This is a genomic window from Kitasatospora sp. NPDC033851 (assembly GCF_055576085.1).
This window is the reverse complement of record NZ_JBVIRL010000007.1, coordinates 324,145-344,437: the sequence shown is the minus strand read 5'-3', so window position 1 is coordinate 344,437 and position 20,293 is coordinate 324,145. Positions and strand designations below refer to the sequence as shown.

Annotated in this window: 21 protein-coding genes; 3 read left to right on the top strand and 18 right to left on the bottom strand. The window is 74.6% G+C overall.

The window, feature by feature from the left end:
• Window positions 1-20: 20 nt before the first annotated feature.
• Window positions 21-818, top strand: a complete 798-nt coding sequence (locus ACZ51D_RS17010) for an SURF1 family cytochrome oxidase biogenesis protein (RefSeq protein WP_360499664.1) — start codon at window positions 21-23, stop codon at window positions 816-818.
• A 34-nt stretch (window positions 819-852) separates the two neighbouring features.
• Here ACZ51D_RS17010 and trxA read toward each other — a convergent pair whose 3' ends face one another.
• Both trxA and ACZ51D_RS17000 read right to left on the bottom strand, forming a co-directional pair.
• Window positions 853-1,185 carry a thioredoxin gene (gene trxA, locus ACZ51D_RS17005; RefSeq protein ID WP_465621136.1) on the bottom strand — a complete coding sequence of 111 codons (333 nt, stop codon included), beginning with the start codon at window positions 1,183-1,185 and terminating at the stop codon, window positions 853-855.
• A 3-nt stretch (window positions 1,186-1,188) separates the two neighbouring features.
• Window positions 1,189-1,596 (bottom strand): MerR family transcriptional regulator, encoded by a 408-nt coding sequence (locus ACZ51D_RS17000; protein WP_360499660.1) that lies wholly within the window; start codon window positions 1,594-1,596, stop codon window positions 1,189-1,191.
• Window positions 1,597-1,719: 123 nt separating this feature from the next.
• On the opposite strand from ACZ51D_RS17000, the gene ACZ51D_RS16995 reads away from it, so the two are divergent.
• Window positions 1,720-2,481: an SDR family oxidoreductase gene (locus ACZ51D_RS16995; protein ID WP_360499658.1), complete on the top strand. Its 762-nt coding sequence runs from the start codon at window positions 1,720-1,722 to the stop codon at window positions 2,479-2,481.
• A gap of 31 nt (window positions 2,482-2,512) precedes the next feature.
• Here ACZ51D_RS16995 and ACZ51D_RS16990 read toward each other — a convergent pair whose 3' ends face one another.
• From ACZ51D_RS16990 to ACZ51D_RS16950, 9 genes are all read right to left on the bottom strand, one after another.
• Window positions 2,513-3,160 carry an Asp23/Gls24 family envelope stress response protein gene (locus tag ACZ51D_RS16990; RefSeq protein WP_465621131.1) on the bottom strand — a complete coding sequence of 216 codons (648 nt, stop codon included), beginning with the start codon at window positions 3,158-3,160 and terminating at the stop codon, window positions 2,513-2,515.
• On the bottom strand, window positions 3,157-3,837 hold the full coding sequence (locus ACZ51D_RS16985; RefSeq protein ID WP_465662674.1) for a DUF6286 domain-containing protein: 681 nt from the start codon (window positions 3,835-3,837) through the stop codon (window positions 3,157-3,159). The genes ACZ51D_RS16990 and ACZ51D_RS16985 overlap by 4 nt, the downstream gene beginning before the upstream one ends.
• Window positions 3,834-4,181 (bottom strand): Asp23/Gls24 family envelope stress response protein, encoded by a 348-nt coding sequence (locus tag ACZ51D_RS16980; protein WP_465662672.1) that lies wholly within the window; start codon window positions 4,179-4,181, stop codon window positions 3,834-3,836. Before ACZ51D_RS16980 ends, ACZ51D_RS16985 begins: the two co-directional genes overlap by 4 nt.
• Complete coding sequence (locus tag ACZ51D_RS16975; RefSeq protein ID WP_360499650.1) at window positions 4,181-4,372, bottom strand: hypothetical protein; 192 nt, start codon at window positions 4,370-4,372, stop codon at window positions 4,181-4,183. Before ACZ51D_RS16975 ends, ACZ51D_RS16980 begins: the two co-directional genes overlap by 1 nt.
• Before the next feature lie 73 nt (window positions 4,373-4,445).
• Window positions 4,446-4,958, bottom strand: a complete 513-nt coding sequence (locus tag ACZ51D_RS16970) for an Asp23/Gls24 family envelope stress response protein (RefSeq protein ID WP_360499648.1) — start codon at window positions 4,956-4,958, stop codon at window positions 4,446-4,448.
• A gap of 213 nt (window positions 4,959-5,171) precedes the next feature.
• Window positions 5,172-5,978: an enoyl-CoA hydratase/isomerase family protein gene (locus ACZ51D_RS16965; RefSeq protein WP_465621127.1), complete on the bottom strand. Its 807-nt coding sequence runs from the start codon at window positions 5,976-5,978 to the stop codon at window positions 5,172-5,174.
• Between the two features lie 251 nt (window positions 5,979-6,229).
• Window positions 6,230-6,463 carry a helix-turn-helix domain-containing protein gene (locus ACZ51D_RS16960; protein WP_030059940.1) on the bottom strand — a complete coding sequence of 78 codons (234 nt, stop codon included), beginning with the start codon at window positions 6,461-6,463 and terminating at the stop codon, window positions 6,230-6,232.
• A 327-nt stretch (window positions 6,464-6,790) separates the two neighbouring features.
• A complete protein-coding gene (locus tag ACZ51D_RS16955; RefSeq protein WP_360499645.1) occupies window positions 6,791-8,389 on the bottom strand; it encodes an ABC-F family ATP-binding cassette domain-containing protein in 1,599 nt (532 codons plus the stop codon).
• A gap of 204 nt (window positions 8,390-8,593) precedes the next feature.
• Window positions 8,594-9,679 (bottom strand): hypothetical protein, encoded by a 1,086-nt coding sequence (locus tag ACZ51D_RS16950; RefSeq protein ID WP_465662670.1) that lies wholly within the window; start codon window positions 9,677-9,679, stop codon window positions 8,594-8,596.
• 366 nt (window positions 9,680-10,045) lie between these two features.
• Here ACZ51D_RS16950 and ACZ51D_RS16945 point away from each other — a divergent pair, with 366 nt between their 5' ends.
• Window positions 10,046-11,266 (top strand): glycoside hydrolase family 26 protein, encoded by a 1,221-nt coding sequence (locus ACZ51D_RS16945; RefSeq protein WP_465621123.1) that lies wholly within the window; start codon window positions 10,046-10,048, stop codon window positions 11,264-11,266.
• Between the two features lie 4 nt (window positions 11,267-11,270).
• Here ACZ51D_RS16945 and ACZ51D_RS16940 read toward each other — a convergent pair whose 3' ends face one another.
• From ACZ51D_RS16940 to ACZ51D_RS16910, 7 genes are read right to left on the bottom strand one after another with little or no spacing between them, the layout of a single operon-like run.
• A complete protein-coding gene (locus tag ACZ51D_RS16940; RefSeq protein WP_465662668.1) occupies window positions 11,271-12,431 on the bottom strand; it encodes a GNAT family N-acetyltransferase in 1,161 nt (386 codons plus the stop codon).
• A complete protein-coding gene (locus ACZ51D_RS16935) occupies window positions 12,428-13,369 on the bottom strand; it encodes a Wzz/FepE/Etk N-terminal domain-containing protein (RefSeq protein ID WP_465662666.1) in 942 nt (313 codons plus the stop codon). The genes ACZ51D_RS16940 and ACZ51D_RS16935 overlap by 4 nt, the downstream gene beginning before the upstream one ends.
• A gap of 49 nt (window positions 13,370-13,418) precedes the next feature.
• Window positions 13,419-14,534, bottom strand: a complete 1,116-nt coding sequence (locus ACZ51D_RS16930; RefSeq protein WP_465621120.1) for a glycosyltransferase — start codon at window positions 14,532-14,534, stop codon at window positions 13,419-13,421.
• A complete protein-coding gene (locus ACZ51D_RS16925; RefSeq protein WP_465662664.1) occupies window positions 14,531-15,421 on the bottom strand; it encodes a polysaccharide deacetylase family protein in 891 nt (296 codons plus the stop codon). Before ACZ51D_RS16925 ends, ACZ51D_RS16930 begins: the two co-directional genes overlap by 4 nt.
• Complete coding sequence (locus ACZ51D_RS16920; protein ID WP_465662662.1) at window positions 15,411-17,183, bottom strand: lipid II flippase MurJ; 1,773 nt, start codon at window positions 17,181-17,183, stop codon at window positions 15,411-15,413. Before ACZ51D_RS16920 ends, ACZ51D_RS16925 begins: the two co-directional genes overlap by 11 nt.
• Entirely contained in the window at window positions 17,180-18,544 is a 1,365-nt protein-coding gene (locus tag ACZ51D_RS16915; RefSeq protein WP_465662659.1) for an O-antigen ligase family protein, read from the bottom strand. The genes ACZ51D_RS16920 and ACZ51D_RS16915 overlap by 4 nt, the downstream gene beginning before the upstream one ends.
• Before the next feature lie 5 nt (window positions 18,545-18,549).
• Window positions 18,550-20,073, bottom strand: a complete 1,524-nt coding sequence (locus ACZ51D_RS16910; RefSeq protein WP_465662657.1) for an exopolysaccharide biosynthesis polyprenyl glycosylphosphotransferase — start codon at window positions 20,071-20,073, stop codon at window positions 18,550-18,552.
• Between the last annotated feature and the right edge of the window lie 220 nt (window positions 20,074-20,293).

Genomic DNA, 20,293 nt, shown 5'->3' with positions numbered 1-20,293 from the left:
GGTCGGCGTACCGTTCCCATGTGTACCGTTTTCTGCTGACCCGCCAGTGGCTGATCACCATGCTGATCGCTCTGCTGCTGATCCCCGCGACGATCAAGCTGGGCTTCTGGCAGCTGCACCGCCACGAGGCGCGGGTGGCCCGGAACGAGCTGATCGGCAAGGCCCTCACGGCCGCCCCGGTGCCCTTCGACACCCTGTCGCCGACCGCCGGGTTCGCGGTCCCCAGGGACCTGACCTGGCGCGCGGTGACCGCCACCGGCCGGTACGACGTGGCGCACGAGTTCGTGGTCCGCAAGCGGACCGACTCCAACGGGAGCATCGGCTACTTCGTCGTGACCCCGCTGAAGCTCTCCGACGGCAAGGGCACCGTCCTGGTCAACCGCGGCTGGGTCGCCTCCGGCGACGGCGCCACCCAGTACCCGCCCGTCCCGGCCGCCCCGACCGGCGAGGTCACCCTCACCGGCCGTCTGCGCGCCGAGGAGACCTACGGCGCCAGCGGCATCAAGGACCGCGCCGGCCTGCCCGACCGCCAGTTCAACCTGATCAACACGGACGAGCAGGCCAAGGAGAGCGGCACCGCCCTCCTCGGCGGCTACCTCGAACTCGCCGCCACCACCCCGGCCCCAGCCGACCAGCCCGAGCTGATCCCCGAGCCCAACCACTCCGACATCGGCCCGCACATGGCCTACGCCATCCAGTGGTGGCTGTTCACGGCGATGATCCCGGTCGGCGTCTGGATCCTCGCCCGCCGCGAGGCCAAGGACCGCGCCAAGCAGGCCGCCGAACCCGAGACCGTCACCGAACCCGTCCCGGCCTAGCCCACGGGCTCCAGCACATCGCCTGGCCCACGGCCTACAGCACGTCCTCCAGCTCCCGGAGCAGCCGGGCCTTCGCCCGCGCCCCCACCACCGACCGCACCGGCTGCCCGCCCCGGAACACCATCAACGTCGGCATCGACAGCACGCCGTACGCCGCCTGGGTCCGCGGATTGTGGTCCACGTCGACGCTCACCACCCGCAGCCGATGCCCTTCCTCCCGCGCGACGTCCGCCAGCACCGGCGCCATCATCCGGCACGGCGGGCACCAGTCCGCCGTGAAGTCCACCAGCACCGGCCCCTCGGCCGCCAACACCTCCGCGGCGAACGTCTCGTCCGTCACCGCCGGCACACCCGCGATCTGCACCATCGCCTACTCCTTCGCCAGTTCACACAGTGGTGGTTGCTCGGAAGCCGCGAGGTCGTCCCGCGCCCGCACCGCCCGCTCGAACTGACCGGCCACCCGCGCCCGCACGTCCTGCAGTCGCGCGAGGCAGTCGTCCAACTCGGCGAGCTTGCGCTCGTACACCTCCAGCGAGGCCGGGCACGAGTCCCCCTCGGGGTGCCCCGCCCGCAGACACTCCACGAACGGCCGGGTCTCCTCCAGCCCGAACCCGAAGTCCTGCAGCATCCGGATCTCCCGCAGCAGCCGCAGGTCCCCCTCGTCGTACGCCCGGTACCCGTTGCCCGCCCGCCGGGCCGGCAACAACCCCAACTGCTCGTAGTACCGCAACGCCCGCGTGGTCGTCCCCGCCCGCTCCGCCAACTCCCCGATCCGCATGCTGAACCCGCTCCTCCCGCACTTCCGGCAACGACCGTAAACGTTCCCCCGGACGTCAACGCCAGCCCCCGGAACGACCATCCCCTTCTCCGGCCCGCGACCCCACCCGGCACTATGTCCCTCATGGATCTCGGACTGAAAGACAAGGCCTACATCGTCACCGGCGCCACCCGGGGCCTCGGCCTCGCCGCCGCCCGCGAGCTCGCCGCCGACGGCGCCCGCGTCCTCGTCAGCGGCCGCACCCGGCAAGCCGTCGACCGGGCCGTGGCCGAACTCGGCGCCCTCGGCACCGCCCGGGGCCTGGTCGCCGACAACGCCTCCCCCGACACCCCCGAGCGCCTCCTCGCCGAGGCCCGGCAGCACTTCGGCCGCCTCGACGGCATCCTGATCAGCGTCGGCGGCCCGCAGGCCGGCCCGGTCGAGACGACCCCCGAGGAGGCCTGGCGCGACGCCTTCGAATCCGTCTTCCTCGGCGCCCTCCGCCTCGCCCGCGCGGCCGCCGCCACCCTCTCCGACGGCGGTGTGATCGGCTTCGTGCTCTCCAGTTCGGTCCGCCAGCCGATCCCCGGCCTGGGCATCTCCAACGGCCTGCGTCCCGGTCTCGCCATGGCCGCCAAGGCCCTCGCCGACGAGCTCGGCCCCCGCGGCATCCGGGTGGTCGGCCTGCTCCCCGCCCGGATCGACACCGACCGGGTCCGCGAACTGGACTCCCTCGCCGCCGACCCGGAGGCCGCCCGGGCCTCCGCCAGCGCGGGTATCCCGCTCGGCCGTTACGGCACCCCCGAGGAGTTCGGCAAGGTCGCGGCCTTCCTGCTCTCCCCCGCCGCCTCCTACCTGACCGGCCTGATGGTCCCCGTCGACGGCGGCGCCCTCCGCACCCTCTGACCCACCCCCAGGACCCCTGCTCCACCCTCGATCACTCCACCCTCGACTGCCTCCGCCGCCGCCGAGTCCGCCGGTGCCGCGGCTCGGCGGGGGCGGCCTGCAACACCCGGATCCGCAGGTCCGCGGGCAGCTCCGGCAGCCCGAGGCTGCGGCACGCATCGGCCCGGGGCCCGTCCTCGAAGTGCTCCACCAGCGCGGCCGGGTCCCCTCCCGGCGTCAACCGCACCGCCCCGCGCAACCGCGGGTGTCCGGGCGCCCGGACCAGCCGGACCCCCGCCCGCTCGACCTCGGGCAGCACCGCCGTCCCGGTCTCCAGCGCCTCCTCCAACGCCCGTGCGCCGACCCGCAGTCGAAGCCCGCTCACCCCCGGCGTGGGCACCGCGATGCTCGACAGCCCGGTGCGCCGCAGCTGCGCCACCAGCCACCACACCATGCCCACCAGCAGCACGGCCAGCCCGCCGATCACCGTCGGCCACCACCACGTCGAGGACACCCACCGCCCGCGCGTCCGCGCGCTCACCACCGGCTGGTCCGGTGACGTCAGCGGCCACGACTCCGGCGGATGCACGCCCAACCGCCGGTACAGGTCGAGCCCGCCCGCCAGCACCAGCACCCCCACACCCAGCAGCACCACCCCCACCGCGCCCAGCAGCACCCGGTTGACGATCACCCGCCTCATCCGGCCACCCCCGGTCCCGCCCCTGCCTCCGCCGCCGGGCCCTCCGCCGCAGCGCCGTCCGACTCCGGGCCCTTCCCCGCGTCCCCACCCGCCCGGCGCCCACCCGCCGTCCGCACGTCCAAGCGCAACGGCCGCGCCAACCCCACCCGATCCAACTCCTCCCGCAACTGCCGCTGCACCGACGCCGGATCAGCCGGCCCGGCCAGCGAGACCCGGACCCCCCGCCGCCCGACCCGGATCCGCAGGTGGTCGATCCCGGCCAATGCCGCCGCCCGGTCCGCCAGCAGGTGCCCGATCCCGGCCCGGTCGACGGCCGCAGAGGTGCCCCCGTACGGCCGCAGTACCAGCCACCGCCGCAGCCCGGGCGCGATCGCCAACCACAGCAGCCACCCGCCCAGCAGCGCCGCCGCCCCGGCTCCCACCAGCACCCACAGGTCGTCGAGGTGCCGAGTCGCCAGCTCGTCCACGATCTGCGCCCGCCACCTGCGGGCCGGCTGTCCGGCCCGGACCGCGATCACGTCGTACAGCAGCGCCCCCGCGACCACCAGCACGCCCGTCGCCACCAGCGCGGCAGCCACCGTCCGCGGCGCCCGCAGCCTTCGCACCCTCCCCGAGCCCGCTCCGTCGGCCACCCCGTCGGCCGACCCCTCGACGGCCTCGGTCCTCAGGTCGCTCATGAGGTTCCCCCCGGCACCAGCTTCTCGACCACGATCACCACGTCCGACACGCTGGTCCCGGTCAGCCCCACCACCCGCGCGGCGATCGCCTCCCGCATCGCCACGGCCAACCCCGCCACATCCGCAGGGAAGGGCAGCTCGACCTCGACCCGGACCGTCACCGTGCTCCCGGGCACCGCCACCGAGACGCGCGGCGGCGCCCCCTTCACCCGCCCGGCGGGCCACGCGCCGGCCAGCACCTCCCGGGCCACCCGGGCCGCGATCCGGGCGTAGACCCGGTCGGCGACCCGCAGCCGCCCCCGCCGCCCCGAGAACGGGACCGGGCCGGAGGCAGAGGCCGCCATCAGCGGCGCCGGTCGCGGCCGCGGAGCAGGTCCCCGAGCTCGCCCAGCTCGATGTCGCCCTCCAGTAGCCGCCCGACCACGAAGCCGACCAGCCCGAGCGCACCCACCAGCAGGAACGCCGCGAACCCCCCGAAGTACCCGGCGAAGCCGAGGGCCATGCCCACCACCAGGCCGACGATGGCCAGGTTCATCCGCTGCTCCCTCGTTCCGCGCTGCCTCGTTCGGCCGTGCCTCGTGCTTCGCTGCCTCGTTCGGCCGTGCCCGCTACTTGAGCTTGGGGCGCTGCCCCGGCGCCGACGCCGGCTCCTCTTCCTCCTCGTACTCCGGTTCGTCCGGGAGGTGGACGTCGTTGACCGCGATGTTGACCTCGACGACCTCGAGGCCGGTCATCCGCTCGACCGCGTTGATGATGTTCTCCCGTACCTGGCGGGCGAGTTCGGGAATGACGACGCCGTACTCGACCACCAGGGCGATGTCGATGGCGGTCTGCCGCTCGCCGACCTCAGCCTTGATGCCCCGCCCGACGCTCGGCCTGCCGCCGGGCACCCGGTCCCGCATCGCACCGAACGTACGGGCGAGCCCGGAGCCCAGCGCGTGGATCCCGGGGACCTCCCGGGCGGCCATCCCGGCGATCTTCTCCACCACGCCGACGGCCAGCGCCGTACGGCCGCGCTCCTCGACCGGCTTCGCTCCGCCGGAGGCGCCCGGCGGCGGGCCGGGGGTCGGGGCGCCGCCGGCGTTCTTGTGCAGGGTCGCGGGCGTCGGAGTGTCAGGCATGGGCATATCTCCCGTCGTACGGCTCCAGCTATATCGCAAACCTCCCCAACTCTGGCATTTCGCCACGTTCCGCGCCCGCCGAAGGGCACCCGCCCGGCGCCCGCCCGACCCCGCGACGGACCCCGCAACGGACCCGGGAAGCGCCGAAGGCCCGCCCCGGACATCCTTGGGGGCAGGCCTTCGATCAGAGACGGGCGGTCGAACGATGCGGGGTCAGTCGCCGATCCCGGCGAGCTCCCGCAGCCGACGGGCCTGCGCCACCCGTTCGGCCGAGCGCTGCTCCTCGAAGGAGCGCCCGGCGGCGCCCTGTAGCAGGGCCTTGGTCTCGATCACCGCGCCGCGCGGAGCCGCCAGCAGGGCCGCCGCGAGGTCACGGGCGGCGGCGTCCAGTTCCGCGCCCGACACGGCCAGGTTGGCCAGCCCGATCGCGGCGGCCTCCTCGGCGCCGACCCAGCGGCCGGTCGCGCAGATCTCCAGCGCGCGGGCGTAGCCGACGAGTTCGGTGAGCGGCTTGGTGCCGGCCAGGTCCGGGACGAGGCCGAGTGCGGTCTCCTTCATCGCGAACTGGACGTCCTCCGCGACCACCCGCAGGTCGCAGCCGAGGGCCAGCTGGAAGCCCGCTCCGACGGCGTGGCCCTGGACGACGGCGATGGAGATCAGGTCGGGGCGGCGCCACCAGGTGAAGGCCTCCTGGTACGAGGCGATGGTGTCGTCCAGTTCCTTGTCGCTGGCCGCGGCGAGCTGCAGGAAGTTGGGCTCGCCCGGGATGCCCTCGGCGGTGAACATCGCCCGGTCCAGCCCGGCCGAGAAGGAGACGCCCTCGGCGCGCAGCAGGACGACCCGGACGCTGCCGGGCAGGTCACGGCCGGCGTCGGTGAGCGCGCGCCAGAGGGCGGGCGACTGCGCGTTGCGCCGCTTGGGCTGACAGAGGGTGACGACGGCGAGTTCGCCTTCGATCTCCAGGCGGACGCCGTCCCGCTCCCAGCTCGGGGCCTGCGGGTCGGTGGCGGGGGCGGTCATGCGGGGACCTCCGGTGGCGGGGGATGTGGCTACCGGAGAGTAACAAAACTGGACGCGCGAGGGCAGGGGGCCCGGCCCGGAAAGATCGACCGGGCCCGCAGGAAAGGAGGACGGGGGCGGACGGCGCCCCGGACATGACGATCGGCGGCCGGTCCACACGACCCGAGGGCACACGTCCAGCTGTCGGTCAGCTGCCGTCTCCTCAGTCGGCGCCCTGCCGCCGCGTCATCCAGCCAATAGCTGACGAACCGTCAGGAACCGGCCCCGGCAGTCGCCTTGTTCTTGCCCCGCGTGGCACCGCCGCGGCCCCGGAGGATCACTCCGGACTCGCTCAGCATCCGGTGCACGAAGCCGTACGAACGACCGGTCTCCTCCGCGAGAGCGCGAATGCTCGCCCCGGAGTCGTACTTCTTCTTGAGATCGGCCGCGAGCTTCTCACGCGCGGCACCGGTCACCCGGCTGCCCTTTTTCAGAGTCTCGGCCACCCGTGCCTCCTCGTAGCGTTGCTCGGTCAGATTCCCATGATCACCCATCCACCGCGTCCTGGCCACCCATTCGACAAGGTCGATGCCGGAAATGCGCGGTCCTGCGGTGGTGATCCGAGCGCATCAGGGCGCTCACGCAGAGTGCACGCCCCCGGGCGGTTACCGCCATTCGCCGTGAAAGGGCTGATCAGCAGCGTCGGCCCGACCACGATCGAGTGGCGGGCCGACGGGAAGTCCTTAAACGGAATCCGGGTCTACTTCATTCCCGGACACGCCGTAAGGACTAGTTTTTCTGGTCCGAAAAGCGGATGCCGCGTCTACTTCCGGTCAGGCCAGCGAGACCAGATCGGCGTAGGACGGGTTCCAGAGGTCCTCCACGCCGTCCGGCAGCAGGATGATCCGCTCCGGCTGGAGCGCGTCGACCGCGCCCTCGTCGTGGGTGACCAGCACGACAGCGCCGGAGAACTCGCGCAGCGCGCCCAGGATCTCCTCACGGCTGGCCGGGTCGAGGTTGTTGGTGGGCTCGTCGAGCAGCAGCACGTTGGCGGAGGAGACCACCAGGCTGGCCAGCGCCAGACGGGTCTTCTCACCGCCGGAGAGCACCCCGGCCGGCTTGTCGACGTCGTCGCCGGAGAACAGGAACGAGCCGAGGATCTTGCGGATCTGCACCAGGTCGGTGTCGGGCGCCGAGGAGCGCATGTTCTCCAGCACCGTGCGGTCCGGGTCCAGGGTCTCGTGCTCCTGGGCGTAGTAGCCGATCTTCAGGCCGTGGCCCGGGATCACCTCGCCGGTGTCCGGCTGCTCCACTCCGGCCAGCATCCGCAGCAGGGTGGTCTTGCCGGCGCCGTTGAAGCCCAGCACGACGACCCGGGAGCCCCGGTCGATCGCCAGGTCGACGTCGGTGAAGATCTCCAGCGAGCCGTAGGACTTGGACAGACCGCTGGCGGTCAGCGGCGTCTTGCCGCAGGGGGCCGGGTCGGGGAAGCGCAGCTTGGCGACCTTGTCGTTCATCCGGACCTGCTCCAGGCCGGACAGCAGCTTGTCGGCGCGGCGGGCCATGTTCTGCGCGGCGACCGTCTTGGTGGCCTTGGCGCGCATCTTGTCGGCCTGCGCGTTGAGGGTGGCGGCCTTCTTCTCGGCGTTCGCCCGCTCGCGCTTGCGGCGCTTCTCGTCGTCCTCGCGCTGCTGCTGGTACTGCTTCCAGCCCATGTTGTAGACGTCGATCGCGGAGCGGTTGGCGTCCAGGTAGAAGACCTTGTTGACGACCGTCTCGACCAGGTCGACATCGTGCGAGATGACGATGAAGCCACCCTTGTAGGTCTTCAGGAAGTCCCGCAGCCAGACGATCGAGTCGGCGTCCAGGTGGTTGGTGGGCTCGTCGAGCAGCAGCACGTCGGAGTCCGAGAAGAGGATCCGGGCCAGCTCGACGCGGCGGCGCTGACCACCGGAGAGGGTGTGCAGCGGCTGGGCCAGGATCCGGTCCGGCAGGCCCAGCGCGGCGGCGATGGTGGCGGCCTCGGCCTCGGCGGCGTACCCGCCCTTGGTGAGGAACTCGGTCTCCAGCCGGGCGTACTTCTTCATCGCGTTGTCCCGGGTGGCGCCCTTTCCGTTCGCCATCCGCTCCTCGTTCTCGCGCATCTTCTTCAGCACGGTGTCGAGGCCACGGGCGGACAGGATGCGGTCCTTGGCGAGGACGTCGAGGTCGCCGGTGCGCGGGTCCTGCGGGAGGTAGCCGACCTCGCCCGAACGGGTGACGGTCCCGGCGGCGGGCATACCCTCGCCGGCCAGCACCTTGGTGAGCGTGGTCTTGCCGGCGCCGTTGCGCCCGACCAGGCCGATCCGGTCGCCCGGGGCGACCTTGAAGCTCGCGGACTCGATCAGGATCCGGGCACCGGCGCGCAGCTCGAGGGCGTTGGCGGAAATCATGGCTGGGAACTACTCCTGGGACGTGGGCGGGCGGCCGGGCGGGGACCCGGGGCCGGGCGAGCGGAAAGGGGCTTTCATCGGCGGTCGGCGCAGCACACTGGGCGCCGCCGCCCGCTATTGCCCGGAGGAGATAGCCATGACGGCAAGTCTACCGGGCCGCACGAAACACCCCGGGGGTACTACCGCCCCGGGGTACCCGCCGGCTTACGGCTGCTGCGCGGCCGGCTGGTCATCCGCCGGAGCGGAGGGGCCCGGGGTGTCGGTCGCGGCCGGGGCATCGGTCGCGGCGGGAGTGTCCGGAGCGGCCGGGGCGTCGGTCGCGGCCGGGGCCACCGGGGCCGTGGGAGCCGCCGGGGCGTCCGCGGCCGGGGCCGCCGACGGGTCGACGCAGTTGCCCTGCGGCCGGACGGCGGCGAAGGGTACGTCGAGGGTGCCGCAGGCCGTCTCGGGCGCGGCCGCCTTGGTGTCGAAGACCTTGGGCGGCATGACCGGGCCGTCGGTGATCTCCACCCGGCTGGCGTCCAGCACCTTGACCGTCGCGGCCGGGCCGGTGCTCATCGCCCAGCCGTTGCTGTCCAGCCGGTAGCCGGTGATGGCGCCCGAGACGGCCTGCCCGCTGCTGTTGGTGCAGGTGCGCGGGATGAGTACGGCGTAGTCGGTGTGCACGGCGCGCAGCGGGTCGAAGGCGCAGCCGTTGGCCGGCTTGTCGTTGTAGCGCAGGTCACCGTCGGCGTCGCGCAGACCCATCGTCAGGTTCGGGGTCATCAGGGCCAGCCAGGGCGAGCCGTTCCGCTGGACGGGGTGCAGCGCGGCCGCGGCCCGCTGCTTGGCGAGCTGCTTGCGCTGGGCGTCGGTCCGCTTGTCGGCGCCGGGCTCGCCGTCGCCGCGCAGCCAGTCCGCCAGGCCCGGCACCGCGCGGTGCCAGCGCACCTCGTGGTCGCCCGGGCGCACCGAGGTGACGATGCCGTCGTCCCAGACCACGATCGCGTTGTCCCCGGCCATCGCCAGGTAGAGCGCCTCGGCGCCCTCGCGGCGGTAGGACCAGGCCTGCTCGCCGGTCTGCTTGTGGAAGGCCTCCAGGCCCGGGCCCACCCGCAGGTCCAGGTCGGCCGCGCTGAGCGACTCGGAGTTCACCGGCGTCGCCTCCGCGTCGCCCGGCCCCGCCACCCGGTCGCCGAACGGCACCGGCTTGTTCGCGTGGGCCGCCGCGCCGGCCGCAAGGACCAGCATCACCGCCAGGGCAGGCAGGATCGAGCGGGGGGTCAGTACACGCAGCGGCTTCCGGGACACGGCCGGAGCGTACCTTTCGCCGGGCACGCGAGTCAGCCCGGTTCCGGGCCCCGCCCGTACCGCGAACCGCGCGCCCGGCCGCGCGCGCCCCGCCCGCACGCCCACCCGCCCACCTGCGTCGTCGGCTCCCCGGCCGCTCCGCGGGGCGGGGCGGGCCGGGCCGCGGGGCCCGGTCGGACCGTTACAGATCTGATACACGGCGGCCGGTCGGCGGCCATTGCGGCAGACGGCGTTCGAATATCGCCCACTTTAGGGTGACATTCGGCTTTTCTGTCCTCCGGCGGCCCTACTGTCGGCGAGCGGGGCGCCACGGTCCGTCCACGCCGAGACCGGGCGCCCCTCCCACGCGACGTCGGAGGAGAGACCATGCGAATCGGCCGCCTGACGCTGGCCGCCGCCGCCCTGCTGCTGATGGCCACGGTCGGCGTCCCGGCCGGGACTCCGCTCAGCCAGACCGAACGGCGCGCCCTCTCCTCGGACGCCTTCGACCCGCGCGGCGCCGCCCCCCGCCCGCCCGCCCAGCGGCCGAAGCACGAGCCGCCGTTCGGCGCCTTCGTCGGCTCCTGGGACAACTACATCCCGCAGATCGGCCGGTACGCCCAGTGGCTGGGCGACGCGAACCTGCAGGTCGGCCACACCTACCTGGCCGGCAACGGCTGGGCCGACATCGACGGTGACCCGGTGGTGCTCGGCATGTGGTCGCAGTGGCGGCTGGCCGACCCGTCCCGGCTGCTCGTGCTCGGTGTGCCGATGCTGGTGCCCAACGAGGAGAACGTGCCGGACGGCGAGGTGGCGAAGCTGCTCGCCCAGGGCGCGCGCGGGGACTACGACGCGCACTTCCTCAAGCTCGCCCGACGGCTGGTCGCGCTGGGTGGCGCGGACACCGTGCTCACCGTCGGCTGGGAGATGAACGGCACCACCTACACCCACCGCTGCAAGCCCGACCCCTCCGCGTGGAAGGCCTACTGGCGGCGGATCGTCGGAGTGATGCGCTCGGTGCCCGGGCAGCGGTTCCGCTTCGACTTCGCCCCCAACCGGGGCCCGGACGCCATCCCGTGGACCAAGTGCTACCCCGGCGACGACGTGGTCGACATCATCGGCATGGACAGCTACGACCAGCCCGCCGGGGGCACCTTCGACGACTACGTGCGCGAGCCGTACGGCCTGCAGGACCAGGTGGAGTTCGCCGCCAAGCGCGGCAAGCCCGTCTCGTACCCGGAGTGGGGGCTGTTCCGCAACGGCGACAACCCCGAGTTCGTCCAGCGGATGGTCGACTGGATCCGTACCCACGACACCGCTTACCAGACCGTCACCGACTACTGCCCGCACGGCTTCTTCCAGTGCGGCAGCAACCCGCGCTCGGCGGCGCGGTTCAAGCAGCTGATGTCCGGGTCGAAGGGGGCGCCGGCCGTGGTGCCGACGGCGCCCCCGGCGCCCACCGCTCCGGCGGTGCCGACCGTACCCGCGGTGCCGAGCATTCCGGCGCTGCCGACCGCGACCGTCCGGCCGAGCGCGACCGCGACCGCAACGCCGCCGACGGGCCCGGCCGCGAGCCCGTCAGCCGGTCCGACGCCCACCCGGCGTTGAACGGTCAGCTGCGGCGGCGGGCCAGCAGCGCCTCCTTGAGCCTGGGGAAGCGGGTGCGCAGCTGGTGCGCCGCCGCCTGCCGGGCGCGCACCGCCCCGGCCCGGACGAGCGCCGCCGGCGCCGGCCCCGACGGGCCCAGCAGCAGCCGCTGGTTGGGCAGCCGGTCCGGGCGCCAGCGCTGCTTGTACGGCTCCTGGCCGCGCAGCAGGCCGAGCAGCGGGATGCCCGCGCCGACCGTCTCGTCCAGTGCCGCGCCGAACAGCAGCCCGGCGATGTCCAGCCGCTCGCGCAGCATCGGGTGCGCGCCGTAGAGGTACAGCCCGCCGAAGGAGGGGCAGAGCAGCAGCAGGTTCACCGCGACCACCTGGCCGTCCAGGTGGAACTGGTGGACGGCGGCCCTGCCGGTGGCGACCAGGCCGGTGGTGGACTCGGTCAGGTGCCGGGCGAACCGCTCGGTGCGGTGCTCCGGGGTCACACCGCGTACCTGCCACTGCAGGAAGTGCAGCCGCAGCAACTCCTCCAGCGCCTCCGCCACCTCGGCCGGCGGCGTCGAACGGACCTGCACCCCGGCCTCGGCGATCTTGCGCAGCTTCACCCGGCTGCGCTGGGCGGTCTTGCCGGGCAGCCGCTTGAGCAGCCGCTCCATCGGGACGGCCGGCAAGTACTGGCAGAGCGAGTCCTCGAAGCGGCGGCGGTCGCCGCGCCAGTGCGCGTACACCCGCTGCACCGCCGCCTCGGGGTGGACCTCGCGCAGCTCCAGCCAGTGCCACGGTCGGGTGAGCGGGAGCGCGGCGGCGAACTCGGCGGCGGCCCGGTCGGCGCACTCGTCGTCGAGCAGGACGTCGGTGTAGTCGGCCAGCCCGGCGCCCAGGCCGGTCAGGCCGCCGAAGGGGCCGCCGCGACGCCGGAAGGCGCCCGCGCCGACCAGCAGGCCGTCCCGGCGGACCAGCACCACGACCAGGCCGCCCGGGCGGCCGTAGTGGCGCCACCAGGAGCGCTGCCAGGCGGCGGCCTGGAAGAAGGTGGCGGTCCGGCAGCGGGCGGCCAGGTCGTCCCACTCCTCGGCGAGAGTGTCCAGGGCGTCGTCCTCGCAGCGCAGCTCGGTGGTCCAGGACGACGCCGCCGACCGGGCCGGGCGGCCTGCGCTGCGGGTCTCGGTGCTCATCGGCCGCTCCCGGCCGCGCTCTTCTCCTTGGCCGCCGACTTCTCCTTCGCCGTCGGCTTCTCCGTGGCCGGGGGCTCCTCCGCCGCTTCGGGCTCGGCCTCGGCGGCGGCGGCCTTCGCGGTGTCAGCCTTCCGGGTGTCGCTCCTCACGGCGTCGCTCTTCGCGGTGGCGGCCTTCACGGCGTCGGCCTTCGCGGTGCTGCCCTTCGCGCTGCTGCCCTTCACGGTGCTGCCCTTCACGGCGTGGGCCTTCGTGTCCGGCCCGGCCTTGGCAGGCTGGTCCTCGCTGCGCGGGCGCGGCGTCGTCGGGGCCTCGGCCGGTCCGGCGGCCGCAGGGGTCTGCGGGGTCCCGGTGCCCTCGGCGGCCTGCGGTGCCTCGGCCTCGCCCCGGCGGCGGGTCATCATCGCCAGCGCGCCCAGCAGCAGTCCGGCCGCGCCGCCGACCGCGACGTCCAGCTTGGCGGAGGGTGTGGTCGGCGTGTCCGGCGCGGCGGCCGGGGCCAGCGTCACCAGCCGGACGTTGGTGTCCTTGCTGCTGGTGTTGGCGAAGGCGACCAGCGAGCGGGCCACCGCGTCGGCGGTCCGGGCGGCCTCCTGGGCGCGCGTCCCGGTGCCGGTGATCTCGATCATCGGGGCGTCCGGGGAGGTCGTCCCGTGCACCAGGGACTCCAGCTCGGCCCGGGTGTGGCCGGTCTCGGCGGCCGCCACCGCGAGCACCTGCGGCTGGCCCGCCAGCCGCCCGTACGCCTGGGCGAAGTTGGTCGCGGTCGCGGCCTCGCCGGGGTTCTGCGGGACCACGAGGACGTAGGCGTTGGCGGCGTACGAGGGGTGCGAGACGACGGCGTACCCGGCGCCGGCCGCGGCGCCCAACGGAACCGCGAGCGCCACCGGCCACCAGCGGCGGACCAGGCGGCGGGCGCTTCGGCGCGGTGTGGTCATGGGTGTGGCTCCTTGGGTATGGGACGGCGGTTCCGGCGGTGGCGGGCGGTCAAGCGCGGGCCAGCCGGTCGTAGAGGGCGCCCAGGTCGGCGGCGACCCGGGCGATGTCGTAGTGGCCGACGGCCGGCGGGTACGGCAGCGGGTCGGCGGTGTGCTCGCTCAGGTGCCGCAGGTCGCGCAGGGCACCGGCGTAGGCGGCGGGCTCGGACGGGATCCGGCGAGCCTGCGGGGCGGCGCTGGGCGGCAGTTCGTCGAGCGCCGGGCAGGCGCTGTGCCGCACCGGCAGCCCGGCCGCGAGGCCCTCCAGGACGCCGAGGCCGAAGGTCTCCGCGGTGGAGGGCGCGGCCAGCACGTCCAGGGCGGCCAGCAGCTCGGGCACGTCGTCGCGCTCGCCGGTGAGCACCAGCCGCTCCCGGACGCCGAGTGCGGCGGCCCGGCGCTCCAGCGCGGCGCGCTCCGGACCCTCGCCGACCAGCACCAGCCGGGTCGCCGGGTCGAGTTCGGCGAGTGCCTCGACCAGGACCTCGAAGCGCTTGCCGGGGACCAGCCGGCCCACCCCGCCGATCACCCAACTCCCCTCCGGCAGGCCGAGTTCGGCCCGCAGCCGACGGCGGGTGACGGCCCGGTCGACGGGTGGAAGGCGGTAGCGGCCGGTGTCGATGCCGTTGGGGATCAGCTCGATCCGGGCCGGCGGCACGCCCCAGGAGCGCAGCGTCTGGGCGACCTGCCGGGAGACCGCGACGGTGGTGCAGCCGAGGCGCTCGGCCGCCAGGTAGAGGCCCTTGACGCCCCGGGTGACCGGGCGACCCTCGATCACCCCGGCGTGCAGCGAGTGCTCGGTGGAGACCACCGCGCGCACCCCGGCCAGCCGCGCGGCCAGCCGGCCGTACAGCTGTGCCCGGTAGAGGTGGGTGTGCACCAGGTCGTAGCGGCCGGCCCGGACCAGCCGGACCAGCCGGGGCAGCGCGCCGAGGTCCCGGTTGCCGCGCATGCCGAGGTGGTGGACGGTCACGCCGTCGGCGCGCAGGGCGGCCGCGACCGCGCCCGGGTTGGTCAGGGCGAGCACCTCGCACTGCTGGTGCGCGGGCAAGTGCCGGAGCAGCAGGTGGAGTTGGCGCTCCGCTCCGCCGGAGGCGAGCCCGGTGACGATGTGCAGCACCCTCACGGCCGACGCTCCGTGACCGCCCGCTCGCCTCCGGGGCGCTCGGGGCGCGCCGTGCGCGCGCGGCGCAGCTCGGTGAGGGCGTCGCGCAGTCGGTGCCGGCCCTTCTTGGCGCGCAGCCGCCAGGCGCCGTCGCGGTCGCCGACGTAGCAGCGGGGCAGGGCGAATCGGCCGGTGAGCGGGGAGTGCGCGATGGCGCAGCCGTAGTCGTACCCGGCGTCGCGGATGGCCAGGGTGGCGGGCAGGTCGACGGCGCCGTACGGGTAGCAGAAGCCGGTGACCGGGCCGCCGACGACCTCCTCCAGCAGGCGCCGGCTCTCCCGGGCCTGCACCGCGAGGGCCTCGGCCGGCAGGCCGGGCAGCGCCTGGTGGCCGAGGCCGTGCGAGCCGATCTCCCAGCCGGCGGCCGCGAGTTCGGTGACCTCCGGGACGGTGAGCAGCTTCTTGCGCGGGCCCTCGGTGTCCCAGTTGTTGTCGCGGCCGAGCAGGTCGGCGACCACGTACGCGGTGGCGGTGAAGCCGTAGGCCTGGAGGATCGGTACGGCGTACCGGGCGAAGTCCGCGTAGCCGTCGTCGAAGGTGAGGCCGACCAGCTTGTCGTCCCGGCCGAGGGCGCGGGCCCGCATCAGCTCGCGGACCGAGACACCCCGCCGGCCGCGCCGGTGCAGCCAGGCGATCTGCTCGGCGAACCGCTCGGGGCTGACGGTGAGCCGGTAGGGGTCCTCCTTCTCGACCGCCACCGAGTGGTACATCAGGATCCACGGTGAGGCGGGGCCGGGAATCGGCGGTTCACCGACCGGGTGACGGCTCCTGGGCAGTCGCGCCCGGTGCGGCGAGGCGTTGCTGACGCCCGCCTGGGCCGAACGAACGGTGCCCCGTTCATTGTCCATGGGGACGCTTCCCTTCTTCGGCGACGGTGGCGACGGTGTGCGGGTTCAGGGCCCGGGCGGCGGCGAGGACCGGACCGCGCACCTCGTGGGCACCGAGACCGGTGCCCAGGGCGGCGAAGGCCAGCGCCACGGTGAGGCCCCCGAGGAGGGTCGAGAGCAGGGGGTCGGCGGCCAGTCCGGCGGCGGCGGTGCCGAGCACGGTGGCCCCGGCGGCGGCGGCCACCAGCCGGCCGTGGCCGCCGAGGACCCGGCGCAGCCGTAGCGGGATGCCGCGCAGCACCAGGCCGCGCAGCAGCAGCGCGGCGGTGGTGGTGATGCCGGCCGCGTTGCCGGCGGCGAGTCCCAGGGCGCCGAAGGTGGGCGTGGCGAGCAGGCCGGTGGCGACGGTGACGCCGAGGCCGAGCACCATCGCGGCGGCCGGGAACCAGTCCAGCAGCCGGCGGCGGCCGTCCTCGGTGCCGGGGTCGTCGGCCCGGCGGACCACCGGGCGCAGCGAGAAGTACGGCCGGATCATCACGCCGATCAGCGCCTGGGCGGGCAGGCCGAAGCTGTACACCCGGATGACGTCGGCGGTGGCGGCGGTGTCGCGGGGGCCGAAGGCGCCGCGCTCGAACAGCAGCGCGACGACGGAGGGGGCGCAGGCCATCAGGAAGGCGGTGCCGAGCAGGACGACGGCCGCCGCCTGGCCGAGGTCCTTCTCCACCCGGTCGCGGGCGCCGGCGAGGTCTCCGGCGGCGAGCGCCCGGGCGACCAGCGGGAAGGTGACGGTGCAGATCAGGATGCCCGCCGTCATCGCGAGTTGGGAGACCTTGGCGGCGTAGTTGAGGTGCGAGATGGTGCCGGGCGGCAGCGCCGAGCCGAGGTAGCGCTCGACGAAGACCTGCGACTGGCGGGTCAGGGTGAAGGCGCCCACCGGCAGCAGCGCGAGCGGCATCAGCACCAGCGCCTTGCGCGAACGGCGGGCGCGGCCGGCGCCGCTGCCGCCGCCTGTACCGGTGCCGGTGCTGCTGCCGGGGTGGCCCTGGCGCAGCCCGCGCAGGAACGGGCCGACCAGCAGGCCGGCCATCAGCAGGCTGCCGGCCGCGACGCCGAGGGCGGCGGAGCGCACCCCGAGGGAGGCGTGGAAGCCGAGCAGGACGGCCAGGATGCCGAGGTTGTAGACGACGTAGATGCCGGCCGGGGCGGTGAAGCGGTGGTGCGCGCGCAGCGCGGCGGCCAGGTAGCCGGCCACGCCGAAGGGCAGCACGGTGATCGCGGTGATCCGGGTGCAGGTGACGGCCAGGCCGGGGTCGGGCAGGCCGGGGGCGAGCAGCTCGACCAGCTGCGGGGCACCGAGGGCGGCGGCCAGGGCGAGGCAGCTGAGCGCGAGCAGCAGCCAGGGCAGGGTGGCGCGGGCCAGTTGGCGGACCGGGTCGGGGGCGTCCGGGTCCTCCTCGCGCAGCACCAGGGCGAGCGCGAAGGCGGGCACCATGAGGAAGGACATGGCGTCCTCGATCAGCAGCGGCGCGGCCGTCTCGGGGACGGTCCAGGCGACCAGGAAGGCGTCGGTGCCCTGGTTGGCGCCGAAGTAGCGGGCCAGCAGGAGGTCACGCAGCAGGCCGAGGCCGGAGCCGGCGGCGCTGAGCACGGCGGTGATGCCGAAGGCCTTGGCGAGGAAGCCGCGCCGGGGCACCGGGTCGGGTGCGGGGGCCGGCTGCTCGGCGGGCGCGCTGCGCGGGGCCGGCAGGGCGGAGGCCAGGGCGGCCGGCCGGTCGGTGGTCACAGGTCCGCCTCCCCGGCGGCGGCGCGGGCGGCGAGGCCGAGGACGACGGAGGTCAGCACGGTGGTGGTGCCGCCGATGTCGGCGTACAGGTAGTCGACCAGCACCCAGGTCAGCAGGGCGAGCGCCGCGAGGCCGAAGCCCCGGGAGCGGCGCAGGCAGCCGAGCAGGAGGGCGAGGAAGAGCGCCGCGTAGGCGGTGATGCCGATCAGGCCCTGCTCGCTGAGGACCAGGAAGTACATGTTGTGCGGGGAGAGCAGCGGCTCGCGCTGGAAGCCGATGGTGGGGTCGGCGGCGTCGCTGCCGGAGGACAGCCGCAGCGGGGCGTGGCTGTCGCGCAGCTGCTGGAAGGCCTTGGGCCCGGCGCCGTGGACGGGGTGGTCCTGCCAGATCCGCCCGGCGGTGGCCCACAGGTCGTAGCGGTCGGAGACGGACTGGTCGGGGGCGGCGGAGACGGAGCCGATCGAGCTGACCCGCTTGGTGACGCCGGAACCGCCGAGGCCGAGGCCGCCGACCAGGACGACCGCGGCGGCCAGACCGAGGACGGCGCTGCGGACGGCCAGCCGGGCGTCGGCGCGCAGCAGCAGCACGGTGGCGGCGACGCCGGTGGCGATCCAGCTGCCGCGGCTGAACGAGACGGCGAGCGGGAAGGTGAGGAAGGCGGCGGCGGCGAACATCGACCGCCGCAGCCGGGCGTCGCCACGAGGCCCCCGTGTGGCGCCTTCCCCACTCGCTTCCGGTCGCTCGAGCGCGACCTTCGGCTCGCGGGCCCCGAGCGCCAGGGCCAGGGCGGCGAGCAGGCCGAAGCTGACCACCGTGGACATCGCCATGACGTCCAGCGCGCCGAAGGTGCCGACGGCCCGGATCGGCTCGCCGGTGTAGGAGGCACCGGTGTGGGTGAGGTACTGCTTCGCGCCGACCATGCCCTGGATCAGCCCGGCGAGCACGAAGGAGCCGAGGACCAGGCGCTGGTCGGTGCGGTCGCGCAGCGAGCAGAGCACCGCGGCGGGCACCAGCACGAAGACCTGGACCAGCCGGACGAAGCCGGTGACGCTGGTGGCCGGGTCGATCGAGCCGACGGTGGCGACGGCGGCGGCGATCACGATCCCGCCGAACAGCGCGCAGGTGGTCCGGCCGACGGCGGGCAGCCGCCCGCGCAGCAGGTTCAGCGCGGTGAGGGCGACCAGCGCCAGCGAGGCGAGGTCGGCGGCGGTGACGTGGACGGCGGCGGTGACGTCCTTCTCGCCGGTCGGCACGCAGACCAGCAGGACGGTGGCCGCGGCGAGCAGGCTGGGCCGGTCCGCGAGCGCGGGCAGCGCCCTCCGTAAGGCGGGGTGCGGGACGGCGGGAAGGGTCAGGGCCACGCGGGTCAGCTCCCGTCCGGGTGGAGCATCAGGGCCGCGGTGCGGCACAGGATCTTGACGTCCTGCCAGAGGCTCCAGCTCTCGATGTAGCGGTTGTCGAACCGGGCCCGGTCCTCGATGGAGGTGTCTCCACGCAGGCCGTTGACCTGGGCCAGGCCGGTGAGGCCGACCGGGACGCGGTGGCGGTCGGCGTACTCGGGGTAGGCCTGGCCGAACCGCATGACGAAGTACGGGCGTTCGGGGCGCGGGCCGACCAGGCTCATGTCGCCGCGCAGGACGTTCCACAGCTGCGGCAGCTCGTCCAGCGAGCTCTTGCGCAGCAGTCGGCCGACGGCGCCCATCCGGTGGTCCTGCGAGATGTTCCAGCGGGTCGCCGACTCGTGCTCGTTGCTCGGGCGCAGGGTGCGGAACTTGAGGACGGTGAAGACCCGGCCGTCCAGCCCGGTGCGCTGCTGGCGGAAGAGCACGCCGGGGCCGGTGTCGAAGCGGACGGCGAGGGCGCAGAGCGCCAGGACGGGGGCGAGCAGCAGCAGGCCGAACGCGGCGGCGGTGATGTCCAGGGCGCGCTTGCCGGCCCAGCCGGGGCGGCGCATCGCCGGGCGGCCGACCCGCAGGCAGGGGAAGCCCCACAGGTGGTCGCTGCCGGCGATCGGGGCGGTGGGCAGCGAGCCGAACTCGCGCAGCGCGGGCACCAGCCAGACCTGGCAGCCGAGCCGGGTGGCCTCCCGCAGGGCGGCGGCGGTCTCGGCCTCGTCACCGGCGCCGGCGGTGGCGATCACGTGCTGGATCCGGTGCCGGCGCACCTCGCGCTCCAGCACTTCGCGGCCGCCGAGGACGGGCAGGTCGGTGTCGCCGGCGAGCAGCGGCGGGTCGGCGTCCAGGAAGCCGACCGGGCGCATCCCGTACTCGCCGTGCTCGCCGAGGGCGGCGGCGATCCGGCGGCCGAGCCCGCCGGCGCCGAGCACCAGGACGGGGCTGGGGCGGCTGCGGCGGATCCGCCGGACCAGGCGGTAGAGGACGGCGCGGCCGACGGTCGCGACCAGCAGCTGGGCGCCGAGCAGGACGGTGAGGCGGGCCGGGTCGGCCGGGCCGTAGTCGGGCCAGTGGCCGCTCAGGCAGCCGGACAGGGTGACGGCGAAGGCGGCGGCGACCACCGCCCGGGCGGCCAGGACGGGCAGTTCGTCCAGGACGGACAGGGTGAGCCGGGCCCGGTAGAGGCCGCCGGCCAGGTTGAGCAGGAGCAGCAGGGGCAGGACCGCGGGGACGCCGAGCAGGGGGTCGAGCGGGGCGGACGGGTCGACGGCCCGGTTGGCGATGCCGGTGGCGGAGAACAGCGCGATGGTGTCGGCCTGGACCAGGGCGAGCGGCAGGGCCAGCCGGTTGCGGACCGCCCCACGGTGCCGGCGCTGCGCCGGGACCGTCCGACTGTGTGCCGATCCCGCCGGGCGGTCGAGGAGCCCGGTGCCCGGCCGGCGTGGGCCGGCCAGGGGCAGGCCCGATCGCGGCACACTGTCGTGGTCAATGGTCATCAGCGCACGATCTCCCCTGCTGTGTGCCCGGGGTGACGGTGCCCCGACACCGGTTGGCCCGGGGCGGCCATCCCGGCCCGGTGGGCGCGGTCCTGACAGCACCTGCTGCCGCTGGCGGCTTTCGGATCTCCCGCGGCGGGGCCGATCGCAATGGGGCCGGTCGCACTGGACTCGGTCGCGAGGGGCTCAGCCGTGAATTCCCGGTATGAAATCTGAACGA

Coding starts and splice junctions, on each gene's coding strand:
- ACZ51D_RS16935 (WP_465662666.1), bottom strand. CDS start 13,369: ATGACCACACCGCGCCGAAGCGCCCGCCGCCTGGTCCGCCGCTGGTGG.
- ACZ51D_RS16980 (WP_465662672.1), bottom strand. CDS start 4,181: ATGGCGGCCTCTGCCTCCGGCCCGGTCCCGTTCTCGGGGCGGCGGGGG.
- trxA (WP_465621136.1), bottom strand. CDS start 1,185: ATGGTGCAGATCGCGGGTGTGCCGGCGGTGACGGACGAGACGTTCGCC.
- ACZ51D_RS16990 (WP_465621131.1), bottom strand. CDS start 3,160: ATGAGGCGGGTGATCGTCAACCGGGTGCTGCTGGGCGCGGTGGGGGTG.
- ACZ51D_RS16925 (WP_465662664.1), bottom strand. CDS start 15,421: ATGGACAATGAACGGGGCACCGTTCGTTCGGCCCAGGCGGGCGTCAGC.
- ACZ51D_RS16940 (WP_465662668.1), bottom strand. CDS start 12,431: ATGAGCACCGAGACCCGCAGCGCAGGCCGCCCGGCCCGGTCGGCGGCG.
- ACZ51D_RS16995 (WP_360499658.1), top strand. CDS start 1,720: ATGGATCTCGGACTGAAAGACAAGGCCTACATCGTCACCGGCGCCACC.
- ACZ51D_RS16945 (WP_465621123.1), top strand. CDS start 10,046: ATGCGAATCGGCCGCCTGACGCTGGCCGCCGCCGCCCTGCTGCTGATG.
- ACZ51D_RS16985 (WP_465662674.1), bottom strand. CDS start 3,837: ATGAGCGACCTGAGGACCGAGGCCGTCGAGGGGTCGGCCGACGGGGTG.
- ACZ51D_RS16975 (WP_360499650.1), bottom strand. CDS start 4,372: ATGAACCTGGCCATCGTCGGCCTGGTGGTGGGCATGGCCCTCGGCTTC.
- ACZ51D_RS16955 (WP_360499645.1), bottom strand. CDS start 8,389: ATGATTTCCGCCAACGCCCTCGAGCTGCGCGCCGGTGCCCGGATCCTG.
- ACZ51D_RS16910 (WP_465662657.1), bottom strand. CDS start 20,073: ATGACCATTGACCACGACAGTGTGCCGCGATCGGGCCTGCCCCTGGCC.
- ACZ51D_RS16965 (WP_465621127.1), bottom strand. CDS start 5,978: ATGACCGCCCCCGCCACCGACCCGCAGGCCCCGAGCTGGGAGCGGGAC.
- ACZ51D_RS16970 (WP_360499648.1), bottom strand. CDS start 4,958: ATGCCTGACACTCCGACGCCCGCGACCCTGCACAAGAACGCCGGCGGC.
- ACZ51D_RS17000 (WP_360499660.1), bottom strand. CDS start 1,596: ATGCGGATCGGGGAGTTGGCGGAGCGGGCGGGGACGACCACGCGGGCG.